An 18,412-nucleotide genomic window follows, 5' to 3' on the forward strand; every position below is an offset into this window, starting at 1 on the left:
GCGTCTCGCATACTGGGAGAAACCGTGAGACGCGGCCGGTCACGGGTTGATCGCGCATGGCGTGGCGCCGACCTGAAATACGACAAGACCTCATAGATCGGCGATTTCACACCAAAGCCGACCAGCGGAGTGCCTGCCCCGTCCGCCATCACGACCGTCATCGGCGACGCTGACCGGCGTGAACACCTGACCGCCGACGGCACGGCTGCGGACAACAGTTGATCTTCGCCGGGTGTGGGCACTGATCCCGACCCCCGCGATCCGCGGGGACGACGACCCTCGCAGGCCAGGGCCAGGGAGTTCTCACCATGTGAGACCGGGTGGGATCAGCGGGTGGCGTCGGCGAAGTGGGCGAAGCTGGGCAGGCGCGCATGCTTGTCACGATCGATGGGGCCGAGGTGGTGCGGACCCGCCATCGGTCCTCTCTGAACGGTACATCAAAGACATATGGCTCTTTGTTGTCGATCGACCCTCGCCCTGGGCGGGTTCGGAGGGTCGCCGGGAGGCCGGCACCACGTCATGCGCGATCAACCTGTGACCGGCGGCGTCTCACGTTTCGTCTCAGGATGCGAGAAATTCTTAGACTTAGTTGAATTTCTGAGAAATGCGGACCCTTGCATCGTGCCTCTTTATGCCCTTCCGGTCGCCGCAACTCTAGTTGGAGAGCTGTCCGTAATCCCCAGGGTGCGTTGGCAGCATTCGGCCGCGTGTCGGACCAGCCCCTCGGTTACGGTTGTATCAGCCTTATATGTGAAGATTGTCACGGGCAACAAAGGTTCGGTGGTAGGTGCACGCTCGGTGTGGTCGCGCTCGATAGGGCGTAACAAAATTCTGGGGGACAGTGAAGTGACCTACTTCAAGATGCTCGGACCATTAGAGGTCGTACACGGCGATGAGTTGGTCGACCTCGGCGGTGCCCGGCAGCGGGCCACTCTTGGACTGCTGCTGCTCAACCGCAACCGTGTCGTGGCGAGCAGTCAGCTGGTGGAATCGCTCTGGCCCAAGGACAAGGTGCCGCTGTCGGCCAGGAAGATCGTGCAGAACTCGGTCTGGCGGCTGCGCAGGATGCTGTCGGCCAACGGCGGCACCGCCGCGCTGCTCAGCCAGCCACCCGGCTACATGCTGCGCGTCGAACCCGAGCAGACCGACGTGCAGAACTTCCACCAGCGCGTCGAGGCGGGACGCGCCAAGTGCGCCGAGGGCGATCTGGAGGCGGCGTCCCTGCTGCTGCGGCAGGCGCTGGAGCTGTGGCGCGGGCCCGCGCTGGCCGACCTGGTCGAGTCCGGCATCGACTGGCCCGAGCTGATCCCGGTGCAGGATGCCAGGCTGGCCGCGCTCGAGGACTACTTCGAGGTCGAGCTCGACCGAGGACACCACCACCAGACCCTGGCCGAACTCCAGCGGACGGTCGCCACCGAGCCGCTGCGCGAGCGCCTGTGCGGACAGCTGATGCTGGCGCTGTACCGCAGCGGCAGGCAGACCGACGCCCTCAACGCCTACCACGCCCTGCGTACCAGCCTGGTCGAGAGCGTCGGCCTGGAACCGAATCCGGCGCTGCGCTCGCTGCAGCAGGCGATCCTCAACCAGGACCCGGCGCTGATGCCGGCCGGGATGCAGAAGCAGATCACGCTGCAGGCGATCGGCTCTTCCCGTGAGAGCGCCGAAGAACAGCCGAGGCCCGTCGACCTCCGGCCCTCCCCGCCTGTGCCGCAGCGCAGGTTCATCTCGCCCTTCGAGCCGGAGTCGAATGGGCACGGCGACGCCAGGGCCGTCTCGATGCCCGCCGTGCCCGTGCTGCGCACCAAGGTGGTCGAGCGCAAGGATGTCAGCGTGCTCATCGTGCGCTGCCAGGGCATGGGCAACATGGCGCTGGAGATGGCCGTGGCCACGATCCGCGAGGAGGTCGAGCGGCTGGGCGGCACCGTCGTGGCCTCCATCGGGTCGATCTGGCTGGCGTTGTTCGGCGTCCCCGAGACCGGCGAGGACGACGCCGAACGCGCCGTGCTCGCCGCGTTGACCATCCGCGACCAGCTCGACTTCCCGGACGCCTCCGGCGCCGAGACCCCTGTCGCCGTCCACGTCGCGGTGGCCACCGGCGAGGCGCTGGTGGGCCACCACACCGACAACGACAGTGCGCCGTCGGTGAGCGGCGTTCTGCTCGACGAATGCCAGGAGTTGCTCTCGCAGACCCCGGTCGGCGAGATCCGGGTGTGCGAGAACACCAGGCGTGCCACCGAGTGCGGCACCACCTACCTCGAGGTCGAGTCGTCCTTCGGCTGGCAGGTCGGCGGGCTTCGGCACGAGTACCTGGCGCAGCACGACATGCCGATGATCGACCGCGAGCACGACCTTGAGATGCTGGGCGGCCTCCTGCGCCGCACCAGGCACGTCGGCGCGCCCCACCTGGTGACCGTTCTCGGCGACCCCGGTGTCGGCAAGACCCGGTTGGTCCTGGAGTTCGAGCGCAGGATCGCCGCGACCGCCGAGCCGGTGCGGGTCCTGGTCGGCCGCGCGCGGCCGTTCGCGGCGGACATCTGCACCGACGTGCTCAACGACCTGCTGTGCTCGTACTGCGGCATCGACCCGGACGGCCCTGTGGAGGGGGTACAGGCCGAGATCGCCCGTGCGATGGAACGACTCGTCCAGTCGGAGGACGAACGGCGCAGACTGGTGCACCGGCTGACCGGCCTGGTCGACCGGAGACGGGGACGCTCGAACGTGCCGGTCACTGACGTGCTGCACGCGTGGCGGCACCTGCTCGGCCAGATCGCCCGGCGCGGCCCCGTCGTCGTGATCGTCGAGGACCTGCACGTCGCGGACGACCATTTGATCGACTTCGTCGAGGACCTGCCGAGGTCGCTTTCCGGCCTGCCGGTGCTGGTGGTGGTCACCGCGCGGCCGGACCTGGCCAGGCGCCGCCCGGTGTGGGGTTCGCGACTGCGGCACGCGCTGACGATGAACCTGGAACCCATCTCCGACACCGCGGTGGACCGGCTGCTGGAGTTCCTGCAATCCACCGGGACCAGCGAGGTCAAGGGCTCGGCCGGGAGCCTGCTCGCCGGCTTCGGCGACGACGTGGCCGCGCGCCGCACGCGCATGAGGCGGGTCCTGGCGTCCGGTTCGTCCTCGCTGCGCAAGGATCGGTACCCGGGCGGCGACGCCGGTGGTCAGGCCGCCGCCGCCCGCGTGGTGTACTGCCAGGTCACCGAGTCGCCCGCACAGGCAGACGGCGCGGACAGATGATCTGGTGGGGGTTCTCCCACTCCACGCCGCGCTCGGGATCGACGCTGATCTTCGAGTAGCGGTCGAGCAACAGGTTCAGCGCGATCTTGCCCTCCAGCCGCGCCAGCGGCGCGCCGAGGCAGAAGTGGATGCCCTGGCCGAACACCAGGTGCCCGCCGGTGTTGCGGTGGATGTCGAAGAGGTCCGGGTCGGGGAACTTGGCGCCGTCGCGGTTGGCCGCGCCGATCCACGGCGTCACGAGCTGGTCGGCGGCGACCGGGTGTCCGCCGATCTCCGTGTCGGTGGTGGTGACCCGCACCAGGCGCGGGAACGGCGGGTACATGCGCAGCACCTCCTCCAGCGCGCCGGGCACCAGGTCGCGGTTCGCGCGGATCTCGGCCAGCGCCTCCGGGTGCTGCTCCAGGAGGATGACCGCGGTGCAGATCAACGACATCGTGGTGGCGTGCCCGGCGAACATGGTCAGGCCGGTGACCCCGATCATCTCGCCGTCGGTCAGCGGCTCGCCGTCGATGGTGGCGTTGGCCAGCCTGCTCATCACGTCGTCGCGCGGGTTCTGCCTGCGGTCGCGCATGTGCCGCAGGAAGTACTCGCCCATCTCGTGGAGGGCGGGTCCCACCTCGCCCTCGAGCAGGTCGGGGGGCACGGTGGCGGCGTCGAGCGCGCCGATCGCGTCACCCCACACGCGGAACAGCGGCTCGTCCTCGATGGGCAGGCCGAGCACGTCGGCGATCACGGTGATCGGCAGCGGGAACGCGAGCGCGTCGACGAGGTCGAAGGAATCCTGGTCGGCGACCTTGTCCAGCAGGGTGTTGGTGATCAGCTCGATGCGTCCGGCCAGGTTCGCGACCGAACGGGGGGTGAACACCTGGCTGATCACGGTGCGCAGCTTGCGGTGCCGGGGCGGGTCTGTGGTGACCAGGTTGCCCTCGTCGAAGCGGTCGAGTTCGGGATGCGGGAGATTGAACAGCCTTGCCGTCTCCGAGGAGAACGTCTTGGTGTCGGCGAGAATTCTGGTGACGTCTCCGTAACCGAAGACCTCTACCCCGTGGTCGCCGTCGCTGCTGACCGGCTGCGAATCGAGCATCTCGCGGAACCACGAGAATAACGACTCGACTGGTTCCATGATTGTGCTGTCAATGGACGCGCTCATGGGCAGGAGCCTAGCTTCGACGCACCTTGCCTGTGCATAGCCTTTTCCTTTGTTGAGTTCGCCGAGGCGGAATTGCGAATAGCGGTGGCCGGAATTCCCGCCACCGCTATTTTTCGCAGACCGCGCGTAGACCGTCTTGAGACTTTCCGGGAGCGAATGGTCTGGCTGTTACCGTCCGACGAGGCCGCGGTACAGTCCGCGGTTCACCTTCGGCACGAAGATGCTCTCCTCGGCGCTGGCCGCCGCGGCGGCCGGGCCGGACAGGGTCGGCGAGCCGGCGACCCGCAGGCCGTCCTCGATCGCGCCGTCGATGTAGCCGTTCCACCCGTTGGCGATGTCGCTGCCCGCGAACTTGATGCGGCCGTGCGGCTGCTGGAGCTTCGCGTGCAGCCTGATGAGCTGGTGCGGCTGGCGGTAGCCGCCGGTGCCGAGGGCGAACTCGTCCTTGTGGAAGTCGGTCACGATGTGGTCGCGCACCTTGGCCCCGGGGAGCACCCTCCGGAGGGCCCGCTCCACCTCGTCCCGGTCGGTCTCGTCGAAGGTGGTGTCGACGGTGAAGGCGACCACCGGATCGCCGTCGTTGAACCGGCCCATGAAGCAGAACGGGTCACCCCTGCCCTCGGGCGACTCGGCCACGAACCTGTCCGTGGGGTTGGACAGGTCGATCCACAGCTTCCGCTCCTCCGTCACGCCCATCCCGGCGTTGGTCGCCTCCCGGTGCGCGGGGGGCAGCGGGGGGCTGAAGGAGATCGTGCGCCAGACGTTCACCGGCACGGCCATGATGACTTCCGGTGCGGTGAACGACTCGCCCGCGCGGGTCGTGACGGTCACCTCGCGGGCGTTCTGGACCACGGATTTGACGGGCGTGTTGAGCTTGAGGACCGGTTTGGACTCGGCGAGCATGGCGTTCAGGATCGACACCGTGCCGCGTGCCGGGCGGTAGGTGTTGACGCCGTGGAAGGCCTCGAACGTGCCGCCGGCCAGTGCCCACCACTGCTGGATGTGGGTGAGCGCGCCGCGCTCGCTGGTCCCGCCGTAGAGCGAGGTCCAGCTGGTCAGCAGGATCTCGTCCTCCGGGGCCAGGGCCATCTGGTCGAGCCGGTCCCGCAGCGAGAACCGGTCGAACCTGGCGACCAGGTCGCGGTTCACGAGCGGTTGGTAGGGCGACGGATAGATCCTGGTCGAGTCCTTGAAGAACTCGGTGAACAGCTCGCCCTGCCGGATGTAGGCCACGGACGGGTCGAGTTCCTCGAACCCGGTCAGGGTCGGCATGATCGCCCTGGTCACGCCCTGGTCGGCCATGATCGGCAGGCGGTAGCGGTTGAGTTCGCGCCACACGTGCGGCTGTAATCGGTCGACCCAGGTGCCGCCGCGCTCGATCATGTGGCCCCGCCAGGTGTCGGTCCAGGTCCGGCCGCCGACCCGATTACGCGCTTCGAGCAGCAGTACCCGCTTGCCCTTGGCGCGCAGCTCACGGGTGGCGGTGACCCCGGCCATCCCCGCGCCCACGACGATCACGTCGAAGCGCCGCCCGTGGGCCGAGCCCTGGGCGGCCTCGGCGACGGCGGCCGTCGCGGAGGACGCCAACGCGGCCCCGGTGATCGCGCCGAGACCACCCGCCACACCCGCTTTGAGCACACTGCGCCGCAGCAGCCCCCGACCCTCGGGCCGGCCGGACTCCATCTCGTGGGTCACTGTCCCTCGTTTCTTTCCTGAGAACTGGTAGCCGGATCAAACATTTCTGGACAGCGCCCCGGCACCTCTGGTCGCCTTTTCGCGTACCGGCTGTGGATGGAGGAATTCGCAGAACCACGGCTGTGCTGCCGATGGGCGCGCTCACGGCCAGGAGCCTAGCCCCGACATGCCCGGCCCGTGCCTATGGTTTCCCGCGTTGAGATCATCGAGGCGGAATTGCGAATAGCGGTGGCCGGAATTCCGGCCACCGCTATTTTTCGCAGACCGCGCGTAGACCGTCTTGAGACTTTCCGGGAGCGAATGGTCTGGCTGTTACCGTCCGACGAGGCCGCGGTACAGTCCGCGGTTCACCTTCGGCACGAAGATGCTCTCCTCGGCGCTGGCCGCCGCGGCGGCCGGGCCGGACAGGGTCGGCGAGCCGGCGACCCGCAGGCCGTCCTCGATCGCGCCGTCGATGTAGCCGTTCCACCCGTTGGCGATGTCGGCGCCCGCGAACTTGATGCGGCCGTGCGGCTGCTGGAGCTTCGCGTGCAGCCTGATGAGCTGGTACGGCTGGCGGTACGCGCCGGCGCCCAGGGAGAACGGGTCCACATGCCAGTTGGTCACGATGTAGTCGCGCATCGTGGCCCCCGGGAGCACCCGCCGCACGGCTCGCTCCACCTCGTCCCGGTCGTCGACGTCGAAGGTGCGGTCGACGGTGAAGGCGACCACCGGCTGGCCGTCGTTGAACCGGCCCATGAAGCAGAGCGGGTCACCCCTGCCCTCGGGCGACTCGGCCACGAACCTGTCGGTGGGGTTGGACAGGTCGATCCACAGCTTCTTCTCGTGCGGCACGCCGACCCCGGCGTTGGTCGCCTCCCGGTGCGCGGGGGGCAGCGGGGGGCTGAAGGAGATCGTGCGCCAGACGTTCACCGGCACGGCCATGATCACCTCGGGTGCGGTGAACGACTCGCCCGCGCGGGTCGTGACGGTCACCTCGCGGGTGTTCTGGACCACGGATTTGACCGGGGTGTTGAGCTTGAGGACCGGTTTGGACTCGGCGAGCATGGCGTTCAGAATCGACACCGTGCCCCGCGCGGGGCGGTAGGTGTTGACTCCGTGGAAGCCCTCGAACGTGCCGCCGGACAGTGCCCACCACTGCTGGATGAGGGTCAGCGCGCCCCGCTCGCTGGTCCCGCCGTACAGAGACGTCCAGCTGGTCAGCAGGACTTCGTCCTCCGGCGCCAGGGCCATCTGGTCGAGCCGGTCCCGCAGCGAGAACCGGTCGAACTCGGCGACCAGGTCGGGTCGGCTCAGCGGCTGGAAGGGTTTGGGGAAGATCTCGGTCGACCGGTCGAAGAACCTGGTGAACAGCTCTTTCTGCCGGATGTAGGCCACGGACGGGTCGAGTTCCTCGAACCCGGTGAGGGTCGGCATGATCGCCCTGGTCACGCCCTGGTCGGCCATGATCGGCAGGCGGTAGCGGTTGAGTTCGCGCCACACGTGCGGCTGTAATCGGTCGACCCAGGTGCCGCCGCGCTCGATCATGTGGCCCCGCCAGGTGTCGGTCCAGGTCCGGCCGCCGACCCGATTACGCGCTTCGAGCAGCAGTACCCGCTTGCCCTTGGCGCGCAGCTCACGGGTGGCGGTGACCCCGGCCATCCCTGCGCCCACGACGATCACGTCGAAGCGCCGCCCCAGAGGCGAGCCCTCGGCGACGGCGGCCGTCGCGGAGGACGCCAACGCGGCCCCGGTGATCGCGCCGAGACCACCCGCCACACCCGCTTTGAGCACACTGCGCCGCAGCAGCCCCCGACCCTCGGGTGGGGTGGATTCCATGTCGTTGGTCACTGTCCCTTGTTTCCTTCCAGGAACTCATTGCGGAAATAGCGGATGACCGGTCGCCGGGCTATGGACGCAGTGCTGCACGCGTGCGATAGTCGGACGTAATCGGTCGGACACGGCGAGTAATGCGGCCACGGCATCACTGATGTGTGAGCAATGTTCCGACGCTTATGTGCGATGGGCGCGCGGTGATACCTGGGCACCCATCGGCAACGTCGCCACTTGGGTGACCGCATAGAGGACCCAAGGGCCGTCCCGCATTAGTAATCGCGGTCAGGCTAGCGCACGGGGCATATTCAACAAAAGACTCGGCTCGCCCGTGATCGAAACGTCTCTTGCGACTTCTTCAAACGGATTATGGCGTTGATTTTCGCCAACGCCGAATAGCGGTCGACCCGTTGTCCTCCTTTTCGAAGGCGTGTTTCGGGTCGACCGCTGTCATGCGGCGCGCCAGGTGCGCCGCAGGGGAAAACTCAGGCCGAGGGCTTGCGGAACACCTCGACCATCGCGGCGTAACTGGCGGGCCCGTGACCTTCGGCGATCGCGCGCTTGCCCAGCGCCGTGATGAGCGCGGGCCACTCGGCGTTGACCCCCAGCTCCCTGCTCTCGTCGAGCAGGTGGTCCATCGCGTCGACGTGCGTGTCGATGGTGGAGTCCTCCGCCGGCCATTCGCCCGCGTCGATCTGCGCGGCGTAGGCCTCGATGAAGCCCAGCGACATCTCGGCGAGCGCCTTGGCCATCGGCAGGTACTCGGTGGCCTTCACGCCCGCCGTGCCCAGCAGCGCGACACCGTGCAGGAAGCTGTTCTCGACGCCCCACATCATGGTGAGCAGGGAGACGTCGTAGAGGGCGGCGAGACCATGGTTCTCACCCAGGTAGGTGGTCGCCGCGGGGGCCACCGCCTTGAGGGTCTCCTCGTGCTCGTCGAAGGCCGACTTCGGGCCGCAGTACAGCAGCAGGGCCTCGTCGGTGGCGATCGCCGGCGGGATGGCCATGATCGCGCTGTCGACGTAGGCGCCGACGTTGTTCTCCACCGCCCACTTCGCCATGTCCCTGGCCTGCGACGAGCTCGCGCTGGTCATGTTGACCAGCGTGCGGCCCTTCAGCGAACCCGCTTCCGGGTCGAGCAACTGGTGCACGGCGTCGTAGTCCGAGACGCAGATGACGACCAGCGGGCTCGCCTCGACGGCGTCCTTGACCGAGGGCGCCAGGACCGCGCCCCTGGCGACGAGCTCATCGGCCTTGGCGGCCGAGCGGTTCCACACGGTGGTCGGGTGCCCGTTCCCGAGGAACGCGGCAGCCAATGCCTGACCCATCAGGCCCAGACCGATGACGGTGACCGGCGCTTGGGCGGCATTGGGGTTGGACATCACATTCACTCCTGTTCGGTCCGCGCCCATTCAGGTGACGCGATGTGTTTGTTCGGCGGACTTCAAAGGTTTCACCGGCGGGGGTGGCCGACCAGCGGCGGATCTGACCATCTTCGAACGATTCCTGCCATAGACTCGCGATCATGAGTCCGGGCGCAATCGCGATCGCTGTGATCAACGGCACCGACATGCAGGTGTGCGAGATTTACGAGACCGCCATCGCCAACGCGGTCTTCGGTGATCCGCAATACGACCTGGCCAATCCCTGGTACGAATTGAAGCTTTGCGCGGTGAACGGGAACGAGCCCGCGGCGCGCGGATTCTCCGTGCGAACGGCGCATGGGCTCGACGACCTCGTCGTCGCCGACACCGTCATCGTTCCCTCGGTCCCTTACTACGTGCTGCACGGCGAGGCTCCACTGCCGTCGGACTTCGTGGAGGCGCTGCGCGAGGCGGCCAGGGCGGGGGCGCGGATGGCGTCGATGTGCACCGGGGCGTTCGCCCTCGCCGAGGCGGGCCTGCTCAACGGCCGCAGGGCCACCACGCACTGGATGCACACGTCCGATCTGGCCAAGCGCTACCCGGAGGTCCAGGTCGAGGACACCGTGCTCTATGTCGACGACGGCGATGTCCTCACCAGCGCGGGCATGAGCGCCGGCCTGGACCTGTGCCTGCATCTGGTGCGCCGCGACCTGGGCGCCTATGTGGCCGGCCAGTTGGCGCGCCGGATGGTCGTGGCCGGTCACCGCCCCGGCGGGCAGGCCCAGTTCGTCGACCTGTCCGTCCCCGACAGCGACGACGACACCCTCGCGATGACGATGGACTGGGCCTCACGCAACCTCGACCAGCCCCTCACCATCGACGCGATGGCGAAGCAGGCGGGCATGAGCAACCGCACCTTCTTCCGCAAACTCCAGGCGACCACCGGCCTCACCCCGCTGAAGTGGCTGCTCAACCAGCGCCTGTCCCGCGCGCAGAGCCTGTTGGAGACCACCGACCTGCCGATCGAGCGGGTCAGCGAGGCCAGCGGCCTGGGCACTGCGGCCAACCTGCGCAGGCACTTCACCACACACTTCGGCGTCACGCCCACCGACTACCGGCACTCGCTCAGTGCCGGAGTCCGCGCGCAGAGCCGCGGGGCGGGCGCCGCGCCGGTGACGCGGTCGCCGGCGCCCGGGTCCTGTCAGCCCTCCGCGGGCCAGGAGCTCTCCGCCGGCCAAGGGCCGTTGCCCGCGTAGGCGTTGTCGATCACATAACGCCAGCCGCCGTCCGCGCCACGCTGCAGCACGTCGACCGCCAGGCCGCCGAGCTTCTCGTAGACGCCGTCCCTGGTGGTGTCCATCGTCCACTCGACCACCACCATGGCGGTGTCGCCGTGGACCATCTTCGCGTGCACGGTCGCCTCGACGGTCGCGTTGCGGGTCGCGATGAAGTGCTTGACGTAGTCCCTGCGCTCCTGGCCCGCGACCGGCTTTCCGGGCTCCCACAGGCCGACCGCGTCATCGACGTACAGGGCGTTGACGGCATCCGCGTCGCCCGCGTTGAACGCCACGTTGAACATTTCCTGGTGCGTGTCGATATCACTGGCCAGGGCGTGTTTTTCGAGGGCCATGGTGAGCGCACTCCCATTCTTGGTTATCGGATGTTTTCGGCGTGATGTCGGGCAACGCCGATGTGGACGCTACCGCCCGCCGAGTGGCGGCCGATCGCAGTCAGGTAATCGCTGCCGGACCTGGTCGAGAGCTGCGGCGATTACCCCGTTGACACCACACTGAGATCCGATTTGCGGCTTTTTTAGCCGGGGAACACCTTTGTCCAGTCAACGGAGGCGGCGTACTCCGAGAAATCCCGTGCCTTGCGGCCGGTGACCTTCTCCACGCCGTCGGACAGGTACGAGGTCGCCCCGTCGTCGATGGCGTCGAAGAGCCGGATGACGTAGTCGGCCAGTTCCCGCGAGTGGCCCCGGCCCACGAGGTGCCGGGCGTACTCCTCGTGGGAGAGCACGGTGAGGCGAACCTCACGGCCGGAGGCGGCGGAGATCTCGGCGACGACCTCGCCGAAGGTCATCAACCGCGGTCCGGACATCTCGTACACGGCCTCGTCGTGGCCTTCCCCGGTCAGCGCGGCCACCGCGACGGCGGCGATGTCCTCGGCGTCGATGAAGGGCTCGGTTCCCTCGCGGGTGGTGACCCGCAGCTCGCCCTCGGCGATCTCCGTGCAGAGGAAATTGGGCTCGCTGAAGTTCTGGAAGAACCAGGTGGGGCGCAGGATCGTCCAGCTGAGTCCGGAGCCGCTCACCACGTCCTCGACGCGGAACAGGCCCGGCTCGTCGGACCTCTTCGTGAAGGGGCGCGCGGAGAGCAGCACCAGGCGCTCGACGCCTGCGGTGGTGGCGGTGCCGATGAAGTCGGTGAGCATCGTCGCGGCGTCGGCGCCCTGTTCGTCGACGACGTAGACGGCTTTCATCCCGTCGACCGCGGCAGGCCAGGTGGAGCTGTCGTGCCAGTCGAAGCGGGTCGCGCCGGAACGCGAGGCGATTCTGGGCCGGTGACCGAGCTCGGTGAGCTGACGTGCGACCCTGGCGCCGGTCTTGCCCGTGCCGCCGAGGACGAGAATGGGGGATTCGCTCATGCGCCTCATCCAAGCATGGGCGAATTCCCCACCCCCGCAACCGTTTCTCAGATCGGTAACCCCGCGGTCACCCCTTCGGAGCGGGGAAATAACCGCTGCGGACGAAGAAGTCCACATATCTGCCGAACAGTGCCCGGTCGACGGGCGGGCACACGATTCCGGTGCCCGCCAGCGCCTTCTCCGTGTCCGAGACGTCCATCGGCGGGTAGGTCGGCCCCGCGCCCTCGGAGTTGATCTCCTCGAAGGTGTCGAACAGCGGAGTGACCGCGTTCTCCCGGTCGGCGCCGATGGTCGCGCGCCAGGAGTCCCAGTCGGTCTCGGACAGGTCGTACCCGATCGCCCGCAGGTGGTCGACGAGATCGCCGAACGACTGCGACTGCTCGTTGAACAGGTGGAAGGTGCCGTTCGCGGAGGACTCGCGGGTGGCCAGCGTGGTGATCGCCCCGCTGACGTAGTCCACCGGGACCAGGTGCACCCGGCCGGTCAGCCGGTCGGGGACCACGCCGGCCTGGAGCATGCCCTTGAGGCTGAGCCAGACGAAGTCCTTGGTCTGGCACGCGCCGCTGTCGCGGGCCCCGCACACCACGTCGACCCGGTAGACCGACACGGGGACACCGCGGGCACGGGCGATCCCGAGCACGCCCTCCGCCACCCACTTGCTCTGGAGGTAGCCGTTGCGCAGCAGGTGCGCGGGACCGGTCGTGGCGGTGACACCCACCGGCTCGTCGCTCTCCGACGCGGCGAACACGCCCGTGGTCGACACGTAGTGCACCGGGACCGTGCGGTGGCGCGCGGCCAGCCGCAGCACCTCGACGGTGCCGGTCACGTTGGAGCTCTTCAGATCCTGGTACGGGCGCAGCCAGCTCACCGTCGCCCCGGCGTGGAAGACGGCGTCGACCCGGCGGGCGAGGTCGTCGAACACCTGCTCGCCCAGGCCGAGCCGGGGGGAGGTGAGGTCGCCGACGTGGACGACGACCCTGGCCGGGTCGACCTCGCCGGCCACCTCGTACCACTCCAGGTTCTCCCGCAGCCTGCGCTCCGCGTCGGCCTGGTCGGCGCCGCGCACCAGGCAGTGCACGACCGCGTCGGTGTCGCGCACGATGTCACGCAGCAGGAACGCTCCGAGGAATCCACTGGCTCCCGTCAGCAGCACCTCCCGGGGGTCGGTGGCGACGGTGACCACGGTGTCCGCGGCGACCACGTCGTCGTCGAGCACCACCTCCTTGGCGAAGTCCACGCCCGCGACGTCGTCCCCGCCGGTGACCGCCGCGCTCGCCGTGGCGCAGAGGTACTCGGTCAGCGCGGCGGGCGTCGGGTGCTCGAACACCAGCGAGGCGGACAGCCGCGTGCCGATGTGCGCGGCCAGCCGGTTGCGCAGTTCCACCGAGATCAGCGAGTCGAAGCCGAGATCGACGAAGAGCTGGTCGTCGCCGATCGCCGAGGCGTCGGCGTGGCCCAGAACCGACGCGACCTCCGCGCGGACCAGCTCGCCCACGATCTCCCGCCGTCGCTGCTCGGACTGCCCGGCCAGCCGCCGTTCCAGCGGCTCGGCCTCGCCCGCCCCCTGGGTGGCCCGCCGGGAGGTGATCCTGGCCAGGGCGGTGAACAGCAGCGGCACCGCGGCAGGCCGGGCGGCCAGCGCGCGGAGGTCCAGCGGCGTCGCGACCGGGGCCGGGCGACCGGTCCGCAGCGCGGCGTCGAACAGGCCGGGGCCGTCGTCAGGGGTGATCGGCAGCAGCCCGCTGCGGGCGATGCGCTTGAGATCGGCGTCGCTGAGGTTGCCGCCCATACCGCCGCCCACCTGTGACCACAGGCCCCACACCAGCGAGGTCGCCGCGAGCCCGGTGCCCGTCCGGTGCGCGGCCAGCGCGTCGAGGAAGGTGTTCGCCGCGGCATAGGCGCCCTGGCCGGAACCGCCGATGACACCGGCGACGGAGGAGAACAGCACGAACGCCGACAGGTCCATGTCCTTGGTCAACTCGTGCAGGTTCCACGCGGCGTGCACCTTGGGCCGCAGCACCCTGGCGACCTGGTCGGCGTCCAGGGAGCCGATCATGCCGTCATCCAGGACACCCGCCGTGTGCACGACACCGATGAGCGGGCGCGCGGCGGGGATGGAAGCCAGCACCGAGGCGAGTTGCTCCCGGTCGGCGGCATCGCACGCGGTGATCGTCACTCGCGCGCCGAGAGCGGCCAGCTCGTCGGCCAGGTCTCCCGCTCTCCGCGCGGCCGGGCCGCTCCGGCTGACCAGCAGCAGGTCGGTGACGCCGTGCGCACGGACGAGGTGCCTGGCGAACAGCGCGCCCAGCGCGCCGGTCCCGCCGGTGATCAGCACCGTGCCGCCGGGCCGCCACGGTGACGCCGCGTGCCCCGGCGCGAGCCGGGCCAGCCTGGGAACGGCCACCGAGCCCGCGCGCACGGCCAGTTGCGCCTCTCCCGTCGCGATCGCGGCCGGCAGCGCCGACATCGACGCCGGATCGTCGTCGACGTCGATCAGCCGGAACCGGCCGGGCATCTCCGACTGGGCGGAGCGCAGCAGGCCCCAGACCGCGGCCGCGGCCAGGTCGACCGGCGTGTCGCCGGCGTCGATCGCGCGCCGGGTCAGGAAGACCAGCGGGACCTCGGCGGAGCGCTCGTCGTCGTTCCAGGCGCGCACCAGTTCCAACGCGTGCAGGACGGCGGTCTGGGCCCGGTCGGCGACCGTGCCCCCAGCGTTGTCCTCCGCGTCGTCCTCCGTGGCGAACATCAGCGGCGCGACCAGGCCGGTGAAGGTCCCGGCGGCGGACAGCGCCTCGCCGACCCCGGCGAACCGCGGCGGCCACGGCAGGCCGCCGTGGCCGGTCTCCAGCACGGCCGGCCCGGCCTCGCCGGTCGGCCCGGCCGGGATGACCGGGGTCCACGCCACGCGGAACAGCGCCTCACCGGGACGGGCCAGCGCGGCGCCGACCTCGTCCTCGCTCGCGCCCTGGGTGACCACGGCCGCCGCACGGGCCAGCGGGGCGCCCGACGCGTCGGCCAGCAGCACCGACACCGCGCCGTCCCCGGCCGGGGTGATCCGCACTCTGGCGGCGGCGGCGCCCACGGCGTGCACGGTCACCCCGCGCCACTCCGCCACGACGCCGGGGCGCCCGGTGAGCAGTGCGGCGGGGTGCAGCGCGGCGTCGAGCAGCGCGGGGTGCACGCTGAACCCGTCCGCACCGGTGTCGCCGGGCAGCCGCACCTCCGCGAACAGCTCGCCGTCGCGCCGCCACGCGGCCAGCAGTCCTGAGAAGACCGGGCCGAGGGCGAACCCGGCGTCGGCCCGGTGCCGCAGCAGCAGGTCGACGTCCAGGGGCTCGGCGCCGGCCGGCGGCCACTCGCTCAGGCCCTCCTCGGCGGTCCGGCGGGGACTGAGCACCCCGCGGGCGGCCAGCGTCCACGCGGGACGATCCTCGTCCGCGCCGGTGTGCACGCTGATCCGCCGCCTGCCCGCGCCGTCCGGGGCGTCCACGGTGAGCTGCACGCGCAGCCTGGCCCGCTCCGGCAGCACCACCTGCTCGCACACCACCAGCTCGTCGACGTGCGGGCAGCCGACCTCGTCCCCGGCCCGCACCGCCATCTCCAGCAACACCGAGGACGGGACGACCTGGCGGGCGAACAGACGATGCTCACCCAGCCACGGCGCGAGGGACGTCGACAGCGCGCCGGAGATCAGCACCTCGTCCCGGCCGGCGACCTCGACCGGGGCCCCCAGCAGCGGATGGTCCGACACCGGCCCGGCCGGGTCGTCGCCCCGCATCGCGGCGGGCGGCAGCCAGTAGCGCTGGCGCTGGAACGCGTAGCTGGGCAGCGGGCCCGCCGCCGCGCCGGCCGGGGCCAGGTAGGCGGCCCAGTCGACCGCGACCCCCACTGCCCACAGCCGGCCCACCGCGTCGACGAGCTCCACAGGCTCGGCATCGCTGGTCCGGGTGCTCGCGACCGCCGTGACCCCGGCCCTGCCGTCGAGGCCGTCGCCGACCAGCGCGGTCAGCGCGGCTCCGGGGCCGACCTCCAGCGTCGCCGTGACGCCCTGGTCGGCGAGGCGGCGCACGGCGTCGAGGAAGCGCACCGGCCTGCGCACCTGGTCGATCCAGTACTCGGGGGAGCAGAGCGTGTCCGCGTCCGCGACCTCACCCGTGACCGTGGAGATGATCGGGATGGTCGGCGCGCTGAAGCTGACCGCGCGCACGACTTCCCCGAACTCGGCCAGCATCGGCTCCATCAGGGGGGAGTGGAAGGCGTGGCTGACGGTGAGCCGCTTGGCCGAGCGGCCCCAGGACGCCACAGTGGCGGCGATTCCGGTGACCACGTCGTCGTCCCCGGAGACGACCACGGCCGACGGCCCGTTGACCGCGGCGATGCCGGCGCGGCTCTCGTGGCCCTCCAGCAGCGGCGAGACCTCCTCCGGGGTGGCCCGCAGCGCGACCATGACCCCGCCGGCGGGCAGCCGCTGCATCAGCCTGCCCCGTGCGGTGACCACGGCGGCGGCGTCGGGCAGCGACAGCACCCCGGCCAGGTGCGCGGCGGCCAGCTCGCCGATGGAGTGGCCGACCAGCACGCCCGGCCGCATCCCCCACGACATCGCCAGCCGCGCGGTGGCCACCTCGAAGGCGAACAGCGCCGGTTGGGCGTAGCGGGTCTCGACGAGCCGGTCGCCCTCGGCGATCACCTGCCGCAGCGGGCGGTCCAGGTGCGGGTCGACGGCGGCGCACACCGCGTCGAACGCCTCGGCGAACACCGGGAACGCCGCGCACAGCTTCAGGCCCATGCCGGCGCGCTGCGACCCCTGGCCGGTGAACAGCAGCCCGAGCCCGCCCTGGCGCGAGGCCGCCGACGGAACGGTCTCCGCGCCCCCGGCCAGCGCGCGCAGCCCGGTCAGCAGGCCCTCGCGGTCGGCGCCCACCACGACCGCGCGGTGGTCCAGCGCGGCGCGGGTCGTGGCCAGCGACTGTGCGATCCGCTCGGCCGACAGCTCCGGGTTCCGCTCGACGAAGGACAGCAGCCGCCCCGCCTGAGCCCTGACCGCGCGCGGGGTCTTCGCCGACAGCGGCCACGGCACCACCGGCAGGGGCGTCTCCCGCCCGGTCTCCGCGTCGCTGTCCGGCGCCTGCTCCAGGATCACGTGCGCGTTGGTGCCGCTGACCCCGAAGGACGACACCGCCGCCCGGCGCGGCCTGCCCGTCTCCGGCCACGGCCGCTGTTCGGTGAGCAGCTCGACGCCGCCGCGGGCCCAGTCGACCAGCGGGGTGGGCTCGTCGACGTGCATCGTTTTGGGCAGCACGCCGTGCCGGATCGCCTGCACGGTCTTGATGACGCCGCCGATGCCGGACGCGGCCACCGCGTGGCCGATGTTGGACTTCAGCGACCCCAGCCACAGGGGCCGGGCCGCGTCGTGCGCGGCGCCGTAGGTGGCCAGCAGCGCCTGCGCCTCGATCGGGTCGCCCAGCCTGGTCCCGGTGCCATGCGCCTCCACCGCGTCGACGTCGGAGGCCTTCAGCCGGGCCTCGGCCAGCGCCCTGCGGATGACCCGCTCCTGCGACGGCCCGTTGGGCGCGGTGAGCCCGTTGGAGGCGCCGTCCTGGTTGATCGCGGAGCCGCGCAGCACCGCCAGCACCCGGTGCCCGTTGCGCTCGGCGTCCGACAGCCGCTCCAGCAGGACCAGGCCGACACCCTCGGACCAGCTGGTGCCGTCGGCCGCCGCGGCGAACGACTTGCACCGTCCGTCGGCGGCGAGGCCGCGCTGGCGGGAGAAGTCCACGAACCCGCCGGGGGTCGCGCTGATCGTCACGCCGCCCGCCAGCGCCATGGTCGACTCTCCGGAGCGCACGGACTGGGCGGCGATGTGCAGCGCGACCAGAGACGACGAGCACGCCGTGTCGACGGTGACCGCGGGTCCCTCGAAACCGAACGAGTACGCGACCCGGCCGGACACCACGCTGGTGAGCTTTCCGGTGATCAGGTAGCCCTCCAGCTCGGCCGGTCCGCGCAGGCCGAGGTAGGTCTGCTCGACCGCGCCGACGAACACGCCGACGTCGTCGCCCTTGAGGCGGGTCGGGTCGATGCCCGCCGCCTCGAAGGTCTCCCACGCGGCCTCCAGCACCACCCGCTGCTGCGGGTCCATCGACACCGCCTCGCGCGGGGAGATCCCGAAGAACTCCGCGTCGAACTCGGTGGCGCCGTCGAGGAACCCGCCCGAGCGGGTGTAGGTCGTGCCGGGAGTCTCCGGGTCCTCGTCGAACAGCCGGTCCAGGTCCCAGCCCCGGTCGGTCGGGAACTCCGAGATCGCGTCCCGTTCGTCGAGCACGAGCTGCCACAGGTCGTCGGCGGACGCGATCCCGCCGGGGTAGCGACAGGCCATACCCACGATCGCCACCGGCTCCTGCCGTCCGGACTCCAGCTCGGTGATGCGGTGCCGCGCCTTCTGCAAGTCCGCCGTGACCCATTTCAGGTACTCGGCGAGCTTCTTCTCATCCGCCATGGT

General features: G+C 70.4%; 9 protein-coding genes. 2 read left to right on the forward strand and 7 right to left on the reverse strand.

The genetic code is table 11. The features are described 5' to 3' along the window. Window positions 1-846 precede the first annotated feature (846 nt). Window positions 847-3,243 carry an ATP-binding protein gene (locus AW270_RS36315; RefSeq protein ID WP_218009438.1) on the forward strand — a complete coding sequence of 799 codons (2,397 nt, stop codon included), beginning with the start codon at window positions 847-849 and terminating at the stop codon, window positions 3,241-3,243. Here AW270_RS36315 and AW270_RS36320 read toward each other — a convergent pair. From AW270_RS36320 to AW270_RS36335, 4 genes are all read right to left on the reverse strand, one after another. After that, window positions 3,203-4,393 carry a cytochrome P450 gene (locus tag AW270_RS36320; RefSeq protein ID WP_061300685.1) on the reverse strand — a complete coding sequence of 397 codons (1,191 nt, stop codon included), beginning with the start codon at window positions 4,391-4,393 and terminating at the stop codon, window positions 3,203-3,205. The two genes, AW270_RS36315 and AW270_RS36320, sit on opposite strands and share 41 nt — an antisense overlap. A 168-nt stretch (window positions 4,394-4,561) precedes the next feature. After that, window positions 4,562-6,088, reverse strand: coding sequence for a flavin monoamine oxidase family protein (locus tag AW270_RS36325; protein ID WP_218009439.1), 1,527 nt, complete (start codon window positions 6,086-6,088; stop codon window positions 4,562-4,564). A gap of 312 nt (window positions 6,089-6,400) precedes the next feature. Beyond that, on the reverse strand, window positions 6,401-7,918 hold the full coding sequence (locus AW270_RS36330; RefSeq protein ID WP_218009440.1) for a flavin monoamine oxidase family protein: 1,518 nt from the start codon (window positions 7,916-7,918) through the stop codon (window positions 6,401-6,403). Between the two features lie 467 nt (window positions 7,919-8,385). Continuing rightward, window positions 8,386-9,282, reverse strand: coding sequence for an NAD(P)-dependent oxidoreductase (locus tag AW270_RS36335; RefSeq protein ID WP_061300686.1), 897 nt, complete (start codon window positions 9,280-9,282; stop codon window positions 8,386-8,388). Window positions 9,283-9,425: 143 nt separating this feature from the next. Between AW270_RS36335 and AW270_RS36340 the strand changes: the two genes are divergently transcribed. Beyond that, entirely contained in the window at window positions 9,426-10,520 is a 1,095-nt protein-coding gene (locus tag AW270_RS36340; protein ID WP_082802129.1) for a GlxA family transcriptional regulator, read from the forward strand. On the opposite strand, the gene AW270_RS36345 is transcribed toward AW270_RS36340, so the two are convergent. The 3 genes from AW270_RS36345 to AW270_RS36355 form a co-directional block, all read right to left on the reverse strand. Further along, complete coding sequence (locus AW270_RS36345; RefSeq protein WP_061300687.1) at window positions 10,466-10,894, reverse strand: YybH family protein; 429 nt, start codon at window positions 10,892-10,894, stop codon at window positions 10,466-10,468. The genes AW270_RS36340 and AW270_RS36345 overlap by 55 nt on opposite strands. A 182-nt stretch (window positions 10,895-11,076) precedes the next feature. Continuing rightward, a complete protein-coding gene (locus tag AW270_RS36350; RefSeq protein ID WP_061300688.1) occupies window positions 11,077-11,913 on the reverse strand; it encodes an NmrA family NAD(P)-binding protein in 837 nt (278 codons plus the stop codon). A gap of 67 nt (window positions 11,914-11,980) precedes the next feature. Beyond that, window positions 11,981-18,409: a type I polyketide synthase gene (locus AW270_RS36355; RefSeq protein ID WP_061300689.1), complete on the reverse strand. Its 6,429-nt coding sequence runs from the start codon at window positions 18,407-18,409 to the stop codon at window positions 11,981-11,983. Between the last annotated feature and the right edge of the window lie 3 nt (window positions 18,410-18,412).

Origin of the sequence: Herbidospora cretacea, assembly GCF_001570605.1 — a bacterium.
Lineage (GTDB): Bacteria > Actinomycetota > Actinomycetes > Streptosporangiales > Streptosporangiaceae > Herbidospora > Herbidospora cretacea.